The sequence below is a fragment of the Vibrio sp. 14G-20 genome (genome assembly GCF_026241515.1).
In the GTDB taxonomy this organism is placed as follows: domain Bacteria; phylum Pseudomonadota; class Gammaproteobacteria; order Enterobacterales; family Vibrionaceae; genus Vibrio.
In genome coordinates this window covers 1-18,655 of sequence record NZ_JAPHPW010000012.1, presented here as the reverse complement: position 1 = coordinate 18,655, position 18,655 = coordinate 1, and the positions used below count along the sequence as shown (strand labels likewise).

The following is an 18,655-nucleotide window of genomic DNA, read 5'->3' as shown; positions in this document are numbered from 1 at the left end:
ATAAAAAGTTAACTTAAAGCACACAACCGTTGAACTTGTAGCAATACGAGCTCAGCGGTCGTTTCATATTTAATGAACTCATATAATTAAAAGAAAAACTAGGAAGTAAGGTAACAGCATGACACATAAATTTTTGTTAATGCCTTTGTCGGTATTAATCATGGCAGGCTGCCAATCATCGGGTGAGCAAACGGCTTCATCTGAGGTTAATGGTGTTTCTTATCAAGCAGACACGACCGATCACATCAGTCGTAGTGTCTATCAACAAGAGTTTGATTCAGCCATCCTATTTGCCAAGCAAGCCAATGAGCTAGAAGTCTTGATGCAGGGTTACTGTGAAACCAACAATGTTGAACTGGATGCTGTGAAAAATCAGTGGCAGTTCACGATGAACAGTTGGATGGCACTACAAGGTCAAGAAAGAGGCCCAACAGCAGCACTGGAAGAGAGCTGGAATGTTCAGTTTTGGCCAGACAAAAAGAACACTACCGGCCTAAAAATGCGCCAGCTAACTCAGCAAGATAAAGTTTGGTCTCAAGATGAAATTGCTCAGCAGAGTGTGACTGTTCAAGGGCTTGGTGCGTTGGAGTGGTCGCTTTATGACGAGCAATCGCCACTGCTTCAAGACAAAGCATTAGGTTGCCAATCGTCACAAGCGATTACTGAAAACTTAGCGATTAAGTCATCTTCGATTGCACAGGCATGGCAGGTTAACCCTTGGTTAGCGTTAGACGAGACTCGTTGGGAGTCTGAATACATCGCTTTACTAACTAACCAACTTGATTACAGCATGAAAAAGCTGAGTCGTCCTATGGCGAAAATCGGTCATCCGCGTCCTTACTTCTCAGAATCATGGCGTGCACAAACCTCGATGACTCAACTAAAAGCGAATGTAGCAGCACTTCAAAAGCTTTATCTGGCTGATGGTAATGGCCTAGATGGCTTATTGAGAGAGAAGGGCTTAAACGACCTTGCTGATCGCGTTGCAGCCCAGTTCACGCTAACGTTAGATACTTGGCCGACGGATTCGAGCTTGTTTACGCTGCTGCAGAGCAAAGAAGGCTACCGAGATGTGTTGACTCAATACAACAAACTAGAACGTTTGAAGTACCTGATTCATGAAGAAGTGGCGATAGAGCTTGGCGTGGTAATAGGATTTAATGCTACCGATGGTGACTGATACTACACGAAGATCGCTACTCAAGGCTGCACTGGGTTGTGCAGCTGTTCCAGTACTTCCATTTGGGTGTGCGAGTCGAAAGGATGGGGCAACTCGACAGGATGGCATGAGCACATCTAATGATCCCCAACTGATTGGTTGTGCGCTGAATGGTCGTGGTCAATATTCTGCGGTTGTGGCTGACGAATTTGGTATGCCATTGAGCCAACTTCCAATCCCCGATCGTGGTCATGGCGTCGCGATTTGCCCAACCTCATCGCATGCGGTGGTTTTTGCTCGTCGTCCTGGTGACTATTTTATGGTGTTTGACTATAAAAGTGGTCAGCAGATCAAAATGGTCGTCAAAGGTAACAACCGCCACTTCTATGGTCATGGCGTTTACTCAATGGATGGTAAGTTACTGTATGCCACTGAAGGGAAAACGGACAGCAGCCAAGGCGTGATTGGCGTTTACGATGTCGCGCAAGGTTATCGTAAGGTTGAGGAGTTAACTGGCTTCGGTATCGGCCCACATGAAGTGATTATCATGCCTGATGGTAATCTCGCTATTGGCGTTGGTGGCGTTCATACTGATGGCAGAACACCGAAAAACCTCGATTCAATGCAGCCTAGTTTGAGTTATGTTTCTCCTGAAGGTGTGTTGCTTGATCAGGTTGAATTGCTAGACAAGAAGCTGAGTATTCGACACTTAGCCCATGATGGTGCTGAAACCGTACTTTGTGGTCAGCAATATCGTGGTGAGCCAGACGAGTATCCTTCGTTATTGGCGATGCATACTAAAGGCGGACAGTTTGAATCACTGAACGCAGAGCCTGAGCAATGGGCAAGGTTCAATCACTATATTGCGAGTATCGCAGCATCAGATAATTGGATTATTGCGACGTCGCCAAGAGGCAACTGCTACGGTATTTGGTCTAAAGAGACCAAAGAGTTAGTTGAACTCTCTGCGTTATCTGATGCTTCTGGTGCTGTGTTGCTTGATGGTGAGTTTCGACTTAGCTCTGGAGCGGGTAGTGTGGTGAGCCAACGCAAGCCTTATGAGAAATCCAGTCAGCAATCATCCATCCAGTGGGACAATCACTGGAGTGCAATCTGATTCATAGAGCCCCTTAAAAAATAACATGCTTATCCTGTTTCTTTGCCATACTTATGGAATTACTGGTGACGGAGTTAAGCATGTTAGCAAAATACTTCTGTGGATTATTGGTGTTAGTTTCCGTGCATGCATGGAGCTTTGAGAGTTCTGACGAGAGCCGTTTCATTCCTGCTGATTCAGAACTCTCTTTCATGCTTATATATCCAGAGCTTACCCAGAGTATCTATCAAGAGACTTCTCTTCCTACCCTTTGGGATTCTCCGGAGCTGGTTAAAGCGTTTGAGTTCCAATTGTCGCTGCTAGAACAAGCGCAAATGGCACCGCTTTTTGAGCGACAACTCAAGCAAATCCGACAGTATCAATCTCGTCGTCAATGGCAAGAGCTAGACATCTTACTCACTGATACTTTTATTTATTACCTAAGCTACGTTGAAAACGCGCCACTTGCCGGTAAAGAGTGGTACTTCTCGGGTAAGCTGCATTCCAAATTACCTGCACCTTCGCCGCATATTCTGATGAGACTGAAAAGCAGTGTGGCTAATGACTACTTATTAGAGATGGTGTTGTCTTACGCACCCCCTGTCGGGGACTTTGACCAATTTAAAGCGACCTATTCCGTGTTGGAAACCGCGTCTGAACTCAATATCGAACGATACAGACAGAAAGGATTAAAACGCTTGGGAGACTCGCTCTCAGACAAAGCCACTTTGGTTGAGCGTATTGCATTGGTCGGCGTTGATACCTCGATGATCGCGGTTGATTTCCCTGAGTTTGATCGAGATCTGAAAACGGCGATTAAATCTTTCCAACGCATGCATGGTCTTACGGATGATGGGATCATTGGGCCAGACACGATCAAATGGATCAATATGGGTTTTGACGATCGGTTGAACTCCTTGGCTCTGAATGCGGAACGCGTTCGTATGTGGCCAAGAGACCGAGACTCTCTCATCGTGGTCAATGTACCCAGCTTTGACATGAAGTATTGGGAAGGTGGCGAAGAGGTGTTTGAGTCGAAAGTCGTGGTAGGCAGAAAATCGCGAAAAACGCCGCTTTTAGAGATAAACCTAGATTCGGTCATTCTAAATCCGACTTGGAACGTACCATGGAAAATCATGGTCAAAGACATCTTGCCAAAGGTAAAAGCCGACGAAAGCTACCTTGAAACAAACAATTTCCAAGTGATTGACGGTTGGCGTTCAATGGAAACCGTCGACACCACCGAGATCGATTGGCAGACCATCAACTTTAATTCTTTTCCATATCGAATGCGTCAGCAAGCAGGTTCACGCAACGCATTAGGCTTGTACAAGTTCAACACCCCGAATAAGCGCGCGATCTATCTGCACGATACACCAAGTAAAGGCCTGTTTAATAACGACTTCCGAGCTTATAGCTCAGGTTGCATACGTGTTGAGCATGCAGAAGAATTGGCTGAGTTGTTGTTTGCCACCAAGGTCAGGAAAGTACCGAACCAAAATAGCGCCCTTGCCCCGAACACAAAGGTTCGTCTCAAGAAGAGAATTCCAGTGCATATCATTTATCAAACCGTGTTGTTTGAAGAAGGAGGCATACAGTACCGTGGCGACATCTATCAATATGACAAAGAGGGCGGTTGATTGAAATATGACCAAGAAAGGTGATCTTGACCGGAAAATAACGACCAAGCTTCTATTGATAAAATTATAATGAGTATCAACAACTAACCCTGCAAAGGTTACAAATACTAACGTTTTGAGCGGTTTTTGTACGTTGACGCAGCAAACTCCATTATGTATCGTGCATTTTTCGTTCGATACAATTGGTTTGTTTGCTGTATGTCTCAAAGTTTATTTTCTCGCCGTCAGTTTCTGACTTACGCTGGTGGTACTGCTGTTGTCGCCTCTATTACTCCTTCTATTGCTTTTGCTTCATACCCGGATCAACCAAGAACGATTAGCATGAATAATCTTCACACTGGTGAACGATTAGAGACTTGTTATTTCGATGGCACTAACTATGTTGGTGACGAGATGGCACGCCTTAGCAAACTATGTCGCGATTTCCGTCGCAATGAAATCCACCCAATGGATAAGAACTTGTTTGATCAGATCACTCAGATTCAAAACGTGTTGGGTATTCAAAAAGAAGTTCAGGTGATCTCTGGTTATCGTTCTCCGGCGACCAATGAAGCCCTTCGTTCTCAGTCGAGTGGTGTGGCTAAGAAGAGTTACCACATGCTCGGTAAAGCGATCGATTTCCGTATCGATGGTGTTGACCTTAAAGAGTTGAGAGACGTAGCTAAAAGCTTGAACGCGGGTGGTGTCGGTTATTATGCACGTAGCAATTTTATCCATATTGATACTGGTCCAGTCCGCAGTTGGTAACGTTGACCTGAATTTGCGAGCGAATGCTAGGTACTTGTCAAAGTAGACATCCAATGTCATAGTTTGCCCAAATTTCAGTTTGCCCTCTAAGGTTTGTATATGTCTCTTAAGTATCAAGTTGTCCCTGTTACCTCTTTCTCTCAAAACTGCTCAATTGTGTGGTGTGATGAGACAATGGAAGGCATCGTTGTCGATCCGGGCGGTGATGTTCAGCAACTGGCTGCGATCATCGAAGAGTTAGGTGTTAAAGTGGTGAACTTGGTACTGACGCACGGTCATCTAGATCATGTGGGCGGAACAGTACCCCTTGCTGAAATCTTGAAGGTGAATGTTGTTGGCCCACACAAGGCAGACAACTTTTGGCTTCAAGGTTTAGAGAATCAAAGCCAGATGTTTGGTTTCCCACTGTGTAAAGCTTTTGAACCAAACACTTGGTTAGAAGAGGGCGACAAAGTCACTTTTGGTAACCAAGTGATCGATGTGATTCATACGCCGGGCCATACACCAGGTCACGTTGTACTGTTCAGTGAGCAAGCTCGTTTAGCGTTTGTGGGTGATGTGTTGTTCAATGGCGCAATTGGCCGTACTGACTTCCCACAAGGTGACTTCAATACGCTTATCTCTTCAATCAAGACTAAGCTTTGGCCGCTGGGCAGTGATGTGACATTCGTTCCCGGCCATGGCCCTGAATCGACATTTGGTCGCGAGCGCGCATCAAACCCGTTTGTAGCAGATGAAATGCCTCTGTACTAATTAAAGCTTTGATTAAACGACGGATTATTCGTGTCGATTGATTGAAAATGAAGCTTAGCTTTTATTCTGAAAGCTAAGCTTTTTTATTGCGTGTGAACTTACTGGTAAATCTTAATCAGAAAGTCGTTCAGCGGCAGCCAAGTAGCGTCGAGCCAACCCCACAAACTCTTCTCCACTAATATTCAAATCATGGGTTGATATGAAAATGTCATAACCATGGAAACCCCTTTGATACTTCATTCTGTTAGCAAGCATCGCCTGTAATCCAGAATAGTCTTTAATCACCGCCTTTTGACTGTTTGTTTCATTTGGTGAATTAAGGTTGTCCTGCGATTGGTTATCGTTGAAATTAACGTTGTCGGTATTCTGCGACTCTTTGTATTGGCTCAGTTCCACGCAGCCACTTTCAGTACAGCGAGCGTGGTAATGCGATGAGTCGAGAACCATGTCTTCAAAGTTCGACTCTTTGCCTGCTTGCTTGGCTCCCAAGTACAAAAGTGCTCGTTGGCTGAGCAATAATTCACAAGTGATTTTAGGGCAAATCGAATCGAGGTAGGGCGAGTAGTCTTTTACCTTAATTCCAACCCAAGGCAGGGGCTGATGCCAACCATCTTGTTCATAAGTGCAAAGACCAATCTTTTCAATATTGTTCCATTTTAAAACCCACCCACCTTTATAAAAATGCTGCTGAAAATGAGTTGGGGTGAATGTGAACATCACTCGACTGCGCAGCATCAAATAGTAACCGGTTCCTAGAAGGGTAATACTGCAAAATGCACCCACGATCAGTAACTTTGGATTGTCACTGTAAAGCGCAACAATCAAGCAAATGAAGCCTAAAACAACGGCGAGGATACGGTACGAGCGAGTGAATGAAGGCAAAGAGAAATTAGTAAGGTGACGAGTGTCCATAGGCAACACCAAGTTTTCATATTTTTGTCTGGATGGATAACCAGTGTATATGACCCTGAATTGATAAGTCGATGTTTAAATAATAGACGCTAGTGGACAATATCGGTATTTTTCGTCGACTTTCGACGCTTCACTCTACAAATAGCTCCTGTTTTTTGGTATAAATCGCGCTTCAAATTTTCACCACTGCGAAAAGAGCAGTGAACTGGAGAAATATTCAATGAGACTTGCTCATAAGCGTAAGGTGCAGGCTAAACTGCAGAAACGCACTAAAGCGGCTGTAGTTAAAGCAGTGGCAACGCCGAAAAAAGCGAAGCCTGTCGCAGAGAAAGTTGTAGCAGAAAAAACTGTAGCAGCAAAACCAGCGGTAGAGAAAACAGTAGCAGCAACTAAAGAAGTTGCCGTAGCACTGACTCCTAAGCAACAACAAGTTCTAGACATCGTTGTTAGCAATGCTGAAGGCATTAACCCTAAAGGTATCGGCCTAGAAGCTGGTCAAGAAGACGCGAAAGCAGCTTCATGGGCAACAGGCGCATTGAAAAAACTTCTTGAAGAAAACCTAGTAGCGAAAGAGCAGCTAGCAGGTAACAAGGTTATCTACAAAGCTATCTAATCCTGGGGGATTACATTCGCTTCGTTAAGTTTTTAAGCCTCGATTTTCGAGGCTTTTTTGTATCTGGCACATTGTGCCAAACCCAAACCCAAACCCAAGTCTAAACCTCGGTTCTATCATCTCATTTCCGATCCGTTATACGTCTTAACTGACTAGTGTTGTTTGTGTCAGAGCTTCGAATTAGTAAGCACTAAAGTAGGGCGTTAGCTAGGTAGAATAAGAGAGCAAAGTATTGATTGGTTTCCTCAAAATGCAGTAATGAATAGAGCCCCATCACGAAATGGCAATCAATTGTTAATAGTATTTAATTATTAATACTTAGGTATTTATCAATAAGCATTCCCTCAATGAATGAGATGAGTCCTTTTAAATCGACACCGCTCTATTATCTCCTACGTAGTTCTACGTAATCCTTTGGTCTAATACGCAGTTTGTTTGGGTCCGTCGTGCGTGCTCTCCCTGATATCTTGTTGCCTTATCACGGTGCACTCTTATGTTGAATCATAAAAAATGCTCATAGAAAGAGTGTTAACCTAACAAAGGACGTGAACATGAGTCTCATCTCTAACTCCCTCACACGAGTTTTTAAAAACGTTGCGGTAACTGCAGCGGCTTGTTTAGCTTTGGTCGCTACTGGTGCAACAGCTGCTGATAAGGTTTACCGTTTAAAGCTTGCCGAAACGTGGGGACCAAACTTCCCTGTTTTTGGTGATGCTACTAAGAACATGGCTGCGATGGCTGAGAAAATGTCGAATGGTCGACTGCAAATCCGCATCGATTCAGCCAATAAACATAAAGCTCCGCTTGGCGTATTTGACATGGTTAAGTCTGGTCAATACGACATGGGTCACTCAGGCTCTTATTACTGGAAAGGTAAAGTTCCAAACACACTTTACTTCACTTCTATGCCTTTCGGTATGACGCCAGCAGAACAGTACGCATGGTTCTATCACGGTGGTGGTATGGAGTTGATGGAGCAGGTTTACTCTCCACACAACTTGATGTCGTTCCCAGGTGGTAACACGGATATTCAGATGGGCGGTTGGTTTCAAAAAGAAATCAATAGTGTTGAAGACCTACAAGGCCTGAAAATGAGAATCCCAGGCTTCGCTGGTGAAATTCTTGCTGAGCTAGGCGCAAAACCAACAAACATTGCACCGGGTGAGCTTTACACGTCTCTAGAGCGACGCACAATTGATGCACTAGAGTGGGTGGGTCCATCACTTGATTTACGAATGGGTTTCCACAAAATTGCGCCTTATTACTACACAGGTTGGCATGAGCCGGGTTCGGAGCTTCAATTCCTAGTAAACAAACGCACATGGAACAAGCTTCCTGAAGACCTACAAGAGATCTTGCGTGTTGCAATGCGTACTGCGGCTTACGACATGTACACACAAGCAACGCACGAAAGTGGCAAGAACTGGGTTTCAATGAAAACAGAATACCCAGATGTACAAGTTAAAGATTTCCCGCCTGAAGTAATGTCGGCACTGAAGGAAGCGAACGATCGCCTACTTGCTGCACATGCTGAGAAAGATGAGTTAGCAAAAGAGATCCAAGCTTCACAAGCAAGCTACCTAGAGCAAGTGCGCTCATGGACGGATATTTCACACAGAGCTTATCTAAATAGCCAAGCGAAATAATCGACAGCGATTGACTTAAAAGTTAAATGAACCCAAAGCAGATGCACTGTTATATCACTTGTGCCTAAGGGCTTAAGTATCTAAGCAGATAAGCGGCGGGTTCATTTTAACCATAATAATTAAGCAGGATAAATCCTGTAATACGCTCAAGAACCCTTTCTACGTCGTGCATCTTGTTAGCGCTACTCGTTGTAGCTGCGCTAACTCTAATACGCGATGTCTTTTCAAATTCCATGGAGTCGGGAATGCGAAGTCTAATTTATATTGAACGCCTATTTAATCGTATCGGTGATGCACTGGGATGGCTTTCCAGTATGTTGTTTATCCTTCTTGTTGCTAACGTAGTGTATGACGTTGTGATGCGATACGCCTTTAACGACGTGTCTATCGCCTTCCAAGAGATGGAATGGCACCTTTTCTCAGCCGTTTTCCTACTCGGTGTTCCTTATGCCATCAAGGCTGGTGGTCATGTGCGAGTGGATGTGTTCTACGAGCAACTGAGCTTTAAGGCACAAGCGATTATTGATCTGCTTGGCACGCTTATCTTTCTACTGCCGTTTTGTTTGCTGGTAGCTTGGTTTGGTATCGATGTTGCCAAAGAGAGCTATGAACTGGGTGAAACCTCAGGCGATCCCGGTGGCCTGCCGTATCGCTGGATCATCAAAGCCATGATCCCACTGTCATTTTTCTTAATGGCACTCAGTGGCGTAGGTTTGATCCTGCATTCACTGAACAAGATTTTTAACCCGCATCTTATCCATGCAAACAATATTCATACAAACAACAAGTAGAGGCTGAACATGATTGGAATAGTAATGTTTTTCGTAGCCTTGTTTGCGCTTTTACTTGGCTTCCCAGTAGCGTTCACCTTTGGTGGTATCGCGTTAATCTTTGGTGTTTGGGCTGAGGGCATTGAAATGTTTGCCTTCATGCCATATCGAATTCAATCAATTATGGAAAACACGGTGCTGATGGCCGTTCCATTGTTTGTTTTCATGGGGCTTGTTCTGCAAAAGACCAAGCTTGCTGAGCAGTTACTTGAGTCTATGGGAAGACTGTTTGGTGGTGTGCGTGGTGGTATCGCAATCTCGACAGTACTCGTAGGTTCACTGCTTGCTGCTTCAACAGGTGTAGTTGGTGCTTCTGTTGTTGCGATGGGACTTATCTCGTTGCCAGTAATGCTTAAGTACAACTACGACAAAGGCTTAGCCTGCGGCACTATTTGTGCGTCTGGCACGTTAGGGCAAATCATTCCGCCATCCATCGTCTTGATTTTATTGGGTGATGTATTGGGTGTGCCAGTCGGCGACTTGTTCCAAGCGGCAATTTGGCCGGGTGTGATGCTAGTGGGTGCTTACATTGTTTATATCTTGATATACGCAAAGCTTAACCCTGAATCGGCTCAACCTATTGAACGCGATGACTCCATTAGCCGTAAGCAAGAAGTGTTTAATGCGCTTAAAGCGATTCTTCCCCCATTAGCACTGATCATTGTTGTACTGGGCTCTATCTTTGCGGGTGTGGCAACGCCAACAGAATCGGCAGCGCTAGGTGGTGCAGGTGCATTGGTTCTGGCACTTCTATACGGTCAATTTAGTTGGTCGATGGTGTTTGCTGCGTCGAAAGAGACAGTTAAAGTGACCGCGATGGTCTTTGCTATCTTGCTTGGTGCGACGGCATTCTCGATGGCGTTTACTTATACCGGTGGTGACTATCTGGTTGAAGAATGGATGTTGCAACTGCCAGGTGAGAAGTGGGGCTTCCTGATCATTACCATGTTGGTTATTTTGATTCTGGGTTTCTTCATCGATTTCGTAGAGATCTGTTTCATCATCGTCCCAATCATTGCGCCAGTAGCCGAGCTGATGGGTATCAACATGACATGGTTCGCTATCCTTATCGCGATGAACCTACAAACCTCATTCTTAACGCCACCATTTGGTTTTAGTCTGTTCTATCTAAAAGGCGTAGCACCTAAAGGTGTGACAACTAAGGACATCTACCGAGGCGTGATGCCGTTCATTCTGATTCAAATCCTCGTACTTGGATCACTTCTCGCTTTCCCATCCTTCTATGGAATGTGAGTGAAGCCTAGAATGTGAATGATATGTTTCAACGGCTATCTATAAATTGATAAAGTAAAACGGCTTATTGATGTTCAGTAAGCCGTTTTTTGTGAGGGAAAGGAATGCCTCTAAAAGCCAAGCTGATTTTGCTGACGCTACTCCCGTTGTTGCTTGTAACGGCGAGTATTAGCTGGATCTCGCTTTACCAGACTAAGACGTTAGGCGCTAAAGAAGTCGAGATCTTTAGAGATAGCTTAATTAAGTCGCGTGAAAACGCCCTCAAAGATACGGTTGACCTCGCGTTCGACGCCATAGAGCACATCTACAACGATCCAAATATCCAAGAATCCCAAGCCAAAAAAGAAGTTCGAACCATATTGTCTAAACTTAGATATGGCTCCGATGGGTATTTTTTTGCCTACGATCGCCATGGGACTAACTTGGTTCATCCCATCCAGCCAGAATTGATAGGCAAAAACCTACTTCAACTGCAAGATGAAGATGGCGACTTTTTGATAGAAGCGCTATTAAGAGAGGCGCAAACCGGAGGTGGGTTTCACCAATATTTGTGGCAAAAGCCTTCGACGGGAGAGGTGGTATCTAAGTTGAGCTACGCCGCTTGGTTAGAACGTTGGGATTGGATGATTGGCACCGGTTTGTATATTGAAGACGTACACCAAGAAGTGGCTTCGATGCAGGCTGCGATCAACAAGAATATTGAAACCACTTTCTTCTCCATTGTGGTTATTTTGAGTGTGACCGTGGCAGTTATTATCGTGCTGACCTTAGCCATTAACATGCATGAACACCGTATCGCGGATAACAACTTAAAAGAGCTCGCCCATAAAACGGTGATGTTCCAAGAAGACGAGAAGAAGCATTTAGCGCGTGAGCTACATGATGGTATTAACCAATTATTAGTGTCGAGTCGTTGCCACTTAGAATTGCTCGGTAATAAACTAAAAAATGAAGATCTTAAAGCCCATTTGAATAAGTCGCAGCATTCACTGATGCGAGCGATAGAAGAGGTGAGGCACATCTCGCATCAACTTCGTCCAAGTTCATTGGATGATATTGGCTTAGAAGCGGCGTTGTCTTCATTGCTATTAGATTTTCAGGCGCACTCGGGTATTGAAGTGGAGACTTTGTTTACCACTCAACCCGGGAAGTTGAAATCAGAAGCGGCGACGACCTTGTATCGAGTGGTGCAAGAGTCATTGAACAACATAGAGAAGCACGCACAAGCGACCAAAGTGACGGTTATCGCGCAGCAAATTGGTAATGTGTTGCAGTTACTGATTCAAGATAACGGTGTCGGTTTCAACACCTATAAAGCGATGGAAAAACGAGGGATCGGGCTGCGTAACATGAGAGAGCGAGTGGAGTTCATCGGTGGTGACTTTGAATTGATGAGTGAGATTGGCCTCGGAACGGAAATTACAGTGTTACTGACACTAGAGGGATTAATGAATGAGTGAAGTTATTCGAGTTGTGATTGCTGATGATCACCAAGTGGTACTGGATGGCTTTATGGCGAGATTGGAACTCGAGCCAGATATTAGCGTGATAGGTACGGCTAGCAATGGGCTAGAAGCGGTAGAGGTCGTTAAGTCTCTGCGCCCTGATGTGGTGTTGATGGATATCAGTATGCCTATCATGAACGGCATTGATGCCACCCATCTGATTAAAGAAGAAGACCCCGAAGCCAAGGTGCTGATGCTGACCATGCATAACAACCGTGAATACATTATGAAGGTAATGCAGTCGGGTGCGGTAGGCTATATGTTGAAAGAGATTTCGGCTGAAAAAATGGTGCAGGCAATCAAAACGGTCAATCAAGGCTCGACCTATTTCTGTGAAAAAGTGACGCAGAATTTGTTTACTCAGCCAATTACTCCGACGCAATCTGTGAAGAATCCATTGAGCCGACGTGAAGAAGCGGTATTGAAATTAGTCGCGAAAGGGGAGAGTAGCAAAGAGGTCGCGAAGGCACTGAATATCAGCTATCGAACGGTAGAAACCCATCGACAAAATATAAAGCATAAGCTCGACATTCACTCTACAGCTGAGCTTGCTAAGTACGCGGTCAGCTCCGGGCTTGTGGACTGATCTTACGCTAAATTACATTAAATGTGTAATTTAATTACTAAATGTGTAATTTAGGCCTCCTTTATGGAGGTTTTTTTAGTATTTTTGCGACAGGTTGGTATTCTTTTTTTCGAAATTTAAGCGCCGAATGCAATGTTGCAAACTGTGCGCTGCAAATTAGAGAGGAAGCATGGAGCCTGTAAAAGATAGGTATAGTATTGAAAATACCGATTATACAGTAGGACAAGATAACGTTCAGAAATGGGGTTTTGATGTTCATAACCCAGTATTTGGAATCAGTGCAGGGGCGATCATTATCTTCCTGGTTGCACTTCTAGTCGCAGATCCGGAAACCGCAAAAGCGGCTCTTGATGGAATTAAATGGAAAGTCATCGGTAACTTCGATGGTTTCTTCATGTGGGCAGCCAACATCTTTGTTATTTTCTGTTTTGCCCTCATTGTCTCCCCGTATGGCAAGATACGTATTGGTGGCAATGATGCCAAAGCAGAGCACTCCAACCTATCTTGGATGTCGATGTTATTTGCCGCGGGAATGGGTATTGGTTTGATGTTCTGGGGTGTTGCTGAGCCAGTAGCTTACTTCACGGGTTGGTATGAAACGCCACTTGGTGTTGAAGCTTACTCTCCTGAAGCGGCTAAGTTGGCGCTTGGCGCGACTATCTATAACTGGGGTTTACACGGTTGGTCTATTTACGCCGTTGTTGCTCTAGCACTTGCCTTTTTCACTTTCAACAAAGGTCTGCCTCTTTCAATTCGCTCGATTTTCTATCCTATCTTGGGTGACAGAACTTGGGGTTGGTTTGGCCACATTGTCGACATCGTCGCGGTACTTGCAACACTGTTTGGCCTTGCAACGTCACTTGGCTTAGGTGCTCAGCAAGCAGCAAGTGGTATTAATCATGTGTTTGGTACCGATGGTGGTATTGGCATGCAGCTTATCGTTATCGCAGTAGTAACGCTATTGGCAACAATGTCGGTTATTCGTGGTATTAACGGTGGTGTTAAGGTTCTAAGTAACATCAATATGGTGGTTGCGTTAGGGTTGCTGATCTTCGTAACGATCGCGGGTGGCATAGCGGGCATTAAAGCCATCCCAACAGCACTGATGGGCTACATCGAAAACTTTATTCCTCTAAGTAATCCACATGGTCGTGATGATGAAACTTGGATGCAAGGCTGGACGGTATTCTACTGGGCATGGTGGATGTCTTGGTCTCCGTTCGTGGGCATGTTCATCGCTCGTATCTCTAAAGGTCGTACAATTCGTGAATTCATCGTGGCTGTACTGTTCATCCCGACGACAGTGATCATTATCTGGATGGCTATTTTCGGTGGCATCGCGATTGATCAGGTGGCGAACAAGGTCGGTGAGATTGGTGTGAATGGTTTGCAAGATATTACACTTTCTCTTTTCCATACTTACGATGCACTGCCAATGAGCTCTGTGCTTTCAGTGGTATCGATTGGTTTGATTATGGTGTTCTTTATCACCTCGTCTGATTCTGGTTCACTGGTTATCGATAGCATTACCTCTGGTGGTAAAGTCGATGCACCTGTTCCACAACGCGTATTTTGGGCGTTGATGGGCGGTGCGATTGCCGCGGTTCTATTGTGGGTTGGTGGTACGGAATCTATCCAAGCACTGCAAGCCGGAACGGTATCAATGGCGCTACCATTTGCCTTCATATTATTGCTTATGTGCCTAAGCTTATTGCTAGGTTTACGAACAGAAAATCAATTGGTTAAGCATCAAAATACTTTGAGTTAAAAGTATCTTTGATAAAAAGGTCGACAGGGTCGACCTTTTTTTCGTCATAAGCTTGGGTAATTACGTGAATTTTGTTTGAAATTCCACCGAACCGATTCTGCTTTACTGAAAACAACAAGTTAACCTGCTAAACTTCAGACATCCAAGTATTTGAATTATTGTGACAGCACGCTTGTTCTGCTTGGATCGTAGGTTCAAGTTTGTGATTAGGTCACAGGTAAGTAAGGGATACTCGGTCATCAGACCCTATTAGTATTCCGTAGAGAGGGATAATGACTAAAGGTATAGATAAATACAGTATCGACAGTACGGATTACACTGTCGGTCAAGATAACGTCCAAAAATGGGGTTTTGATGTTCATAACCCAGTATTTGGTATCAGTGCGGGACTTATCGCTTTGTTCCTGATAGGTGTTCTTATTACAGATACCGCTTCAGCAAAGGCTGCACTAGATGGCGTTAAAGGCCAGATTATCAATTCGTTTGATTGGCTTTTCATCTGGTCGGGTAATATTTTCGTAATTTTCTGCTTGGGCTTGATTGTTTCTCCATACGGCAAAATCCGTCTTGGTGGTGTTGATGCGACGGCAGATTACTCATTCATCTCTTGGCTATCAATGTTGTTTGCCGCAGGTATGGGTATCGGCTTAATGTTCTGGAGTGTGGCTGAACCAGCTGCTTACTTCACGGGTTGGTTTGAAACGCCACTTGGCGTAGAGCCAAACACACCAGAAGCTGCAAAATTGGCATTGGGTGCAACCATGTATCACTGGGGTCTACACCCTTGGGCGATTTATGGCGTAGTAGCATTGTCACTTGCGTTTTTCTCTTACAACAAGGGATTGCCTCTTTCTATCCGTTCTATATTTTACCCAATTTTAGGTGATAGAGCTTGGGGCTGGGCAGGTCACATTGTTGATATTCTTGCTGTACTTGCAACGCTATTTGGTCTGGCCACATCGTTAGGTCTTGGTGCGCAACAAGCGGCAAGTGGTATTCAACATGTATTCGGCATTGAAGCAGGCTTAGGGCTGCAAGTTATTGTGATTACAGCGGTGACTTTATTAGCGGTAGTATCAGTACTTCGTGGTATTGATGGCGGCGTTAAAGTTATCAGTAACATCAACATGTTGGTTGCTTTCCTACTGCTTATATTAGTGGCTCTAATCGGCTACGCGGTGACTTTAGGTTCTATCCCAACAACATTGATGGCGTACATCGAAAACATCATTCCATTGAGTAACCCTCATGGTCGTGAAGATGAAACGTGGATGCACGGTTGGACAGTATTCTACTGGGCTTGGTGGATCTCATGGTCACCATTCGTAGGTATGTTTATCGCACGTGTTTCTAAAGGTCGTACGGTTCGTGAGTTCATCACAGCAGTACTGATTGTACCGACGACAGTGACTATCATCTGGATGTCAGTATTTGGTGGTATGGCGATTGACCAAATTGTGAATAACGTTGGTATTCTTGGCCAAGACGGCCTAACGGACGTATCACTAGCGATGTTCCAAATGTTTGATGCTCTGCCGTTCGGTACTCTGCTTTCAATCATTGCGGTTGTATTGGTTCTAGTATTCTTCATTACATCGTCTGACTCAGGCTCTCTAGTTATCGATAGCATCACCGCAGGTGGTAAAGTTGATACACCTGTGCCTCAACGTGTGTTCTGGGCGTTCCTAGAAGGTGCGATTGCTGTCGCTCTATTGTGGGTTGGCGGTACTGAAGCAGTACAAGCTCTACAAGCGGGTGCAATCTCAACGGCATTGCCATTCACCATCATTCTATTACTGATGTGTGTGAGTTTGCTAATGGGTATGCGTACAGAAAAACGCTAGGCTTTTTAAGCTGAAATCTACAGCAATTTATACGCAGTAGAACAGTAAATAATATGAAGGCAGAAGAGGAAACTCTTCTGCCTTTTTTGTTTCTTCTCTACCGTGTTTTTTGTCTCTTTTTATCATGTAAAGTGCGATAAAAATTCTAATAACCGCAAAGATAATACCGTCTTAAATTTGGCGACAAGCCAAGGAATTGACATTAGGTAAGCTTATGGTTTACTTAAAATTATATTCCATTATTAAATCGTGAAATCGCTCGAATTTAATACTGATATTGGGTAGTATGCGCGAGATTTCCCACCACTCGTGAAACTTTGACATGAAACTAACACTTAAGCAGAAGTTGATAGGTGCTAGCCTATCTGCTGTTGTCGTTATGGCTACAGCGTTGACTTGGTTATCAGCAAACCAATTATTTGAACAGACTCGTAATGGCGTATACCTGCGAGCTGAAAGCGTATCTGAAGCAGCATCTGAAGGTATTAAGAACTGGATTGGTATTCGTACGGATATCGCATCAGCATTTAATGACTTTTCACGAGAGGATGATGTTGTTCCTTTCCTTAAGCAAGCTCGTGTAGCGGGTGGCTTTGACGATATCTTTTTAGGTACTCCAGAAGGCGGAATGTACCGTTCACATCCTGAACGTAATCGTGCAGATTACGACCCTCGTCAACGTCCTTGGTACCAAGAAGCAAACGCTGCAGGTAAGCAAATCATTACTACTGCTTATCAAGATGCAATCACCAAAGCACTTCTAGTAACGATCGCAGAACCTGTTCGCCACAACGGCCAACTTGTTGGTGTAGTGGGTGCAGACGTACTTATCGACCAATTGGTTAACGATGTAATCAGCCTTGATGTTGGTGACAATGCCAACGCAATGCTAATTGATGCCTCTGACGGCACATTCCTAGCACACCCAGATTCAGCATTGAGCCTGAAGCCGGTAAGCCAGCTTTCAAACGACATTTCTATGCCTATCATCGAGAACGCAGTGCGTACTGGTAGCATCGAGATCATTAAAGAGCGTGGCGCTGAGAAGTTGCTCTACTTCACGAAGGTTCCTAACACTAACTGGATCTTCGCGGTTCAGATGGACAAAGCAACAGAAGAAGCGAACCACTCAACGCTACTTACTCAGCTGATCATCACTGCTATCGTTATTACTCTAATAGTAATCGTACTCGTGTCTTGGTTAGTAAGCTTCCTATTCCGCGACCTAAACCGCGTTTCAGCTGCACTTGAAGAAATTGCTTCAGGCGAGGGCGACCTTACTCAACGTCTTGAGCCTAAGAGCGACGACGAGATTGGTCAGCTTGCTACAAACTTCAACCGTTTCGTGGGCAACATGCACACTATGGTTATCAAGCTGAGCGAAGTGTCTGCTGCGCTAGGCAACCAAGCACGTCAAACGGCTTCTCAAGCGGAAGAACGTAGTGCTCGCATCCAGATGCAACAAGACGAGATCAACATGGTCGCAACAGCCGTTAACGAAATGGCTGCAGCAACACAAGAGATCGCAGGTAACGCAGACCACACTGCACAGAACTCATCTGAAGCGGTTGGCGCGTGTGAGCACGGTACTGGTCAAGTAACGCAGACTCAAAGCTCTATCCAAAATCTTGCTCAAGAAGTTCAAATCGCAACCAACGTGATTCTAGAACTTGAAGAGCACGGCAACAGCATCAACGCTATCTTGTCTAACATTCAAGGTATTGCAGAACAAACGAACCTACTTGCACTTAATGCCGCTATTGAAGCAGCACGTGCCGGTGAGCAAGGTCGTGGTTTCGCAGTAGTAGCGGATGAAGTTCGAGTTCTGAGCCAACGTACACACGGTTCAACGCAAGAAATTCAACAAACGATCGAATTGCTGCAAGGTACAACAGGCAAAGCGGTTAACATCATGAACGATAGCCGTACACTTGCTGAAACCAGTGTTGATGACGCTAACTCAGCGGCTGCAAGCCTAACGCAAATTCATGCAGCTGTTGAACGCATCAGCGACATGGCAACACAGATCGCTTCTGCTGCAGAAGAGCAAGCGTCTGTAACGTCTGAGATTACTCGTAACACTGAAGGAATCCGTGACGTGTCTAACGAGCTAGCAGACGAAGCACACCAAGCAGCAGAGCAAGCTGCGCAGCTGTCTGAACTGTCTCACGAGCTAGAGAGTGAAATCAGCCGCTTCAAGCTGTAAGCGCTAACTCGTCATTTAAAAGCCGAATGTGATTATCACATTCGGCTTAATTATATGGTCCGCCTCACTCTCAAGCCATTAAGCTTAGAGTAGGCT

The 18,655-nt window shown here is 44.7% G+C and carries 15 protein-coding genes; 14 read left to right on the top strand and 1 reads right to left on the bottom strand.

Going from position 1 to position 18,655, the window contains the following annotated elements; translation table 11 throughout:
- The first annotated feature begins 118 nt into the window (after nucleotides 1–118).
- From OQJ75_RS12590 to OQJ75_RS12570, 5 genes are all read left to right on the top strand, one after another.
- Entirely contained in the window at nucleotides 119–1,180 is a 1,062-nt protein-coding gene (locus OQJ75_RS12590; protein WP_265973725.1) for an imelysin family protein, read from the top strand.
- Complete coding sequence (locus OQJ75_RS12585) at nucleotides 1,170–2,276, top strand: DUF1513 domain-containing protein (protein ID WP_265973724.1); 1,107 nt, start codon at nucleotides 1,170–1,172, stop codon at nucleotides 2,274–2,276. Before OQJ75_RS12590 ends, OQJ75_RS12585 begins: the two co-directional genes overlap by 11 nt.
- An 80-nt stretch (nucleotides 2,277–2,356) precedes the next feature.
- Entirely contained in the window at nucleotides 2,357–3,895 is a 1,539-nt protein-coding gene (locus OQJ75_RS12580) for a L,D-transpeptidase family protein (protein WP_265973723.1), read from the top strand.
- Between the two features lie 198 nt (nucleotides 3,896–4,093).
- Nucleotides 4,094–4,642 carry a YcbK family protein gene (locus OQJ75_RS12575; protein ID WP_248390085.1) on the top strand — a complete coding sequence of 183 codons (549 nt, stop codon included), beginning with the start codon at nucleotides 4,094–4,096 and terminating at the stop codon, nucleotides 4,640–4,642.
- Nucleotides 4,643–4,741: 99 nt separating this feature from the next.
- Nucleotides 4,742–5,395, top strand: a complete 654-nt coding sequence (locus tag OQJ75_RS12570; protein ID WP_248371885.1) for an MBL fold metallo-hydrolase — start codon at nucleotides 4,742–4,744, stop codon at nucleotides 5,393–5,395.
- Between the two features lie 111 nt (nucleotides 5,396–5,506).
- Here OQJ75_RS12570 and OQJ75_RS12565 read toward each other — a convergent pair whose 3' ends face one another.
- Entirely contained in the window at nucleotides 5,507–6,307 is an 801-nt protein-coding gene (locus tag OQJ75_RS12565; protein ID WP_248371883.1) for a DUF2982 domain-containing protein, read from the bottom strand.
- A 220-nt stretch (nucleotides 6,308–6,527) separates the two neighbouring features.
- Between OQJ75_RS12565 and OQJ75_RS12560 the strand changes: the two genes are divergently transcribed.
- The 9 genes from OQJ75_RS12560 (at nucleotide 6,528) to OQJ75_RS12520 (ending at nucleotide 18,559) form a co-directional block, all read left to right on the top strand.
- Nucleotides 6,528–6,920, top strand: a complete 393-nt coding sequence (locus tag OQJ75_RS12560; RefSeq protein ID WP_048664741.1) for a hypothetical protein — start codon at nucleotides 6,528–6,530, stop codon at nucleotides 6,918–6,920.
- Nucleotides 6,921–7,471: 551 nt separating this feature from the next.
- Nucleotides 7,472–8,566, top strand: a complete 1,095-nt coding sequence (locus tag OQJ75_RS12555; protein ID WP_017060957.1) for a TRAP transporter substrate-binding protein — start codon at nucleotides 7,472–7,474, stop codon at nucleotides 8,564–8,566.
- Between the two features lie 245 nt (nucleotides 8,567–8,811).
- Entirely contained in the window at nucleotides 8,812–9,357 is a 546-nt protein-coding gene (locus OQJ75_RS12550) for a TRAP transporter small permease subunit (protein WP_248390091.1), read from the top strand.
- A gap of 9 nt (nucleotides 9,358–9,366) precedes the next feature.
- Nucleotides 9,367–10,650 (top strand): TRAP transporter large permease, encoded by a 1,284-nt coding sequence (locus OQJ75_RS12545; RefSeq protein WP_017078694.1) that lies wholly within the window; start codon nucleotides 9,367–9,369, stop codon nucleotides 10,648–10,650.
- A 104-nt stretch (nucleotides 10,651–10,754) separates the two neighbouring features.
- Nucleotides 10,755–12,110: a cache domain-containing protein gene (locus tag OQJ75_RS12540; protein ID WP_265973722.1), complete on the top strand. Its 1,356-nt coding sequence runs from the start codon at nucleotides 10,755–10,757 to the stop codon at nucleotides 12,108–12,110.
- Nucleotides 12,103–12,741 (top strand): response regulator transcription factor, encoded by a 639-nt coding sequence (locus OQJ75_RS12535; protein WP_260809362.1) that lies wholly within the window; start codon nucleotides 12,103–12,105, stop codon nucleotides 12,739–12,741. The genes OQJ75_RS12540 and OQJ75_RS12535 overlap by 8 nt, the downstream gene beginning before the upstream one ends.
- A gap of 169 nt (nucleotides 12,742–12,910) precedes the next feature.
- Nucleotides 12,911–14,509 carry a BCCT family transporter gene (locus OQJ75_RS12530; protein ID WP_265973721.1) on the top strand — a complete coding sequence of 533 codons (1,599 nt, stop codon included), beginning with the start codon at nucleotides 12,911–12,913 and terminating at the stop codon, nucleotides 14,507–14,509.
- Between the two features lie 272 nt (nucleotides 14,510–14,781).
- Nucleotides 14,782–16,353: a BCCT family transporter gene (locus OQJ75_RS12525; RefSeq protein ID WP_048607163.1), complete on the top strand. Its 1,572-nt coding sequence runs from the start codon at nucleotides 14,782–14,784 to the stop codon at nucleotides 16,351–16,353.
- Nucleotides 16,354–16,675: 322 nt separating this feature from the next.
- The gene (locus OQJ75_RS12520) at nucleotides 16,676–18,559 is read left to right on the top strand and encodes a methyl-accepting chemotaxis protein (protein ID WP_260809366.1); all 1,884 of its coding nucleotides are present in this window, start codon (nucleotides 16,676–16,678) and stop codon (nucleotides 18,557–18,559) included.
- The last annotated feature ends 96 nt before the right edge of the window (nucleotides 18,560–18,655 follow it).

Bases quoted from the DNA above. Each gene is read 5' to 3' on its own strand.
- OQJ75_RS12590 (WP_265973725.1), top strand. From the start codon at position 119: ATGACACATAAATTTTTGTTAATGCCTTTGTCGGTATTAATCATGGCA.
- OQJ75_RS12585 (WP_265973724.1), top strand. From the start codon at position 1,170: ATGGTGACTGATACTACACGAAGATCGCTACTCAAGGCTGCACTGGGT.
- OQJ75_RS12580 (WP_265973723.1), top strand. From the start codon at position 2,357: ATGTTAGCAAAATACTTCTGTGGATTATTGGTGTTAGTTTCCGTGCAT.
- OQJ75_RS12575 (WP_248390085.1), top strand. From the start codon at position 4,094: ATGTCTCAAAGTTTATTTTCTCGCCGTCAGTTTCTGACTTACGCTGGT.
- OQJ75_RS12570 (WP_248371885.1), top strand. From the start codon at position 4,742: ATGTCTCTTAAGTATCAAGTTGTCCCTGTTACCTCTTTCTCTCAAAAC.
- OQJ75_RS12565 (WP_248371883.1), bottom strand. From the start codon at position 6,307: ATGGACACTCGTCACCTTACTAATTTCTCTTTGCCTTCATTCACTCGC.
- OQJ75_RS12560 (WP_048664741.1), top strand. From the start codon at position 6,528: ATGAGACTTGCTCATAAGCGTAAGGTGCAGGCTAAACTGCAGAAACGC.
- OQJ75_RS12555 (WP_017060957.1), top strand. From the start codon at position 7,472: ATGAGTCTCATCTCTAACTCCCTCACACGAGTTTTTAAAAACGTTGCG.
- OQJ75_RS12550 (WP_248390091.1), top strand. From the start codon at position 8,812: ATGCGAAGTCTAATTTATATTGAACGCCTATTTAATCGTATCGGTGAT.
- OQJ75_RS12545 (WP_017078694.1), top strand. From the start codon at position 9,367: ATGATTGGAATAGTAATGTTTTTCGTAGCCTTGTTTGCGCTTTTACTT.
- OQJ75_RS12540 (WP_265973722.1), top strand. From the start codon at position 10,755: ATGCCTCTAAAAGCCAAGCTGATTTTGCTGACGCTACTCCCGTTGTTG.
- OQJ75_RS12535 (WP_260809362.1), top strand. From the start codon at position 12,103: ATGAGTGAAGTTATTCGAGTTGTGATTGCTGATGATCACCAAGTGGTA.
- OQJ75_RS12530 (WP_265973721.1), top strand. From the start codon at position 12,911: ATGGAGCCTGTAAAAGATAGGTATAGTATTGAAAATACCGATTATACA.
- OQJ75_RS12525 (WP_048607163.1), top strand. From the start codon at position 14,782: ATGACTAAAGGTATAGATAAATACAGTATCGACAGTACGGATTACACT.
- OQJ75_RS12520 (WP_260809366.1), top strand. From the start codon at position 16,676: ATGAAACTAACACTTAAGCAGAAGTTGATAGGTGCTAGCCTATCTGCT.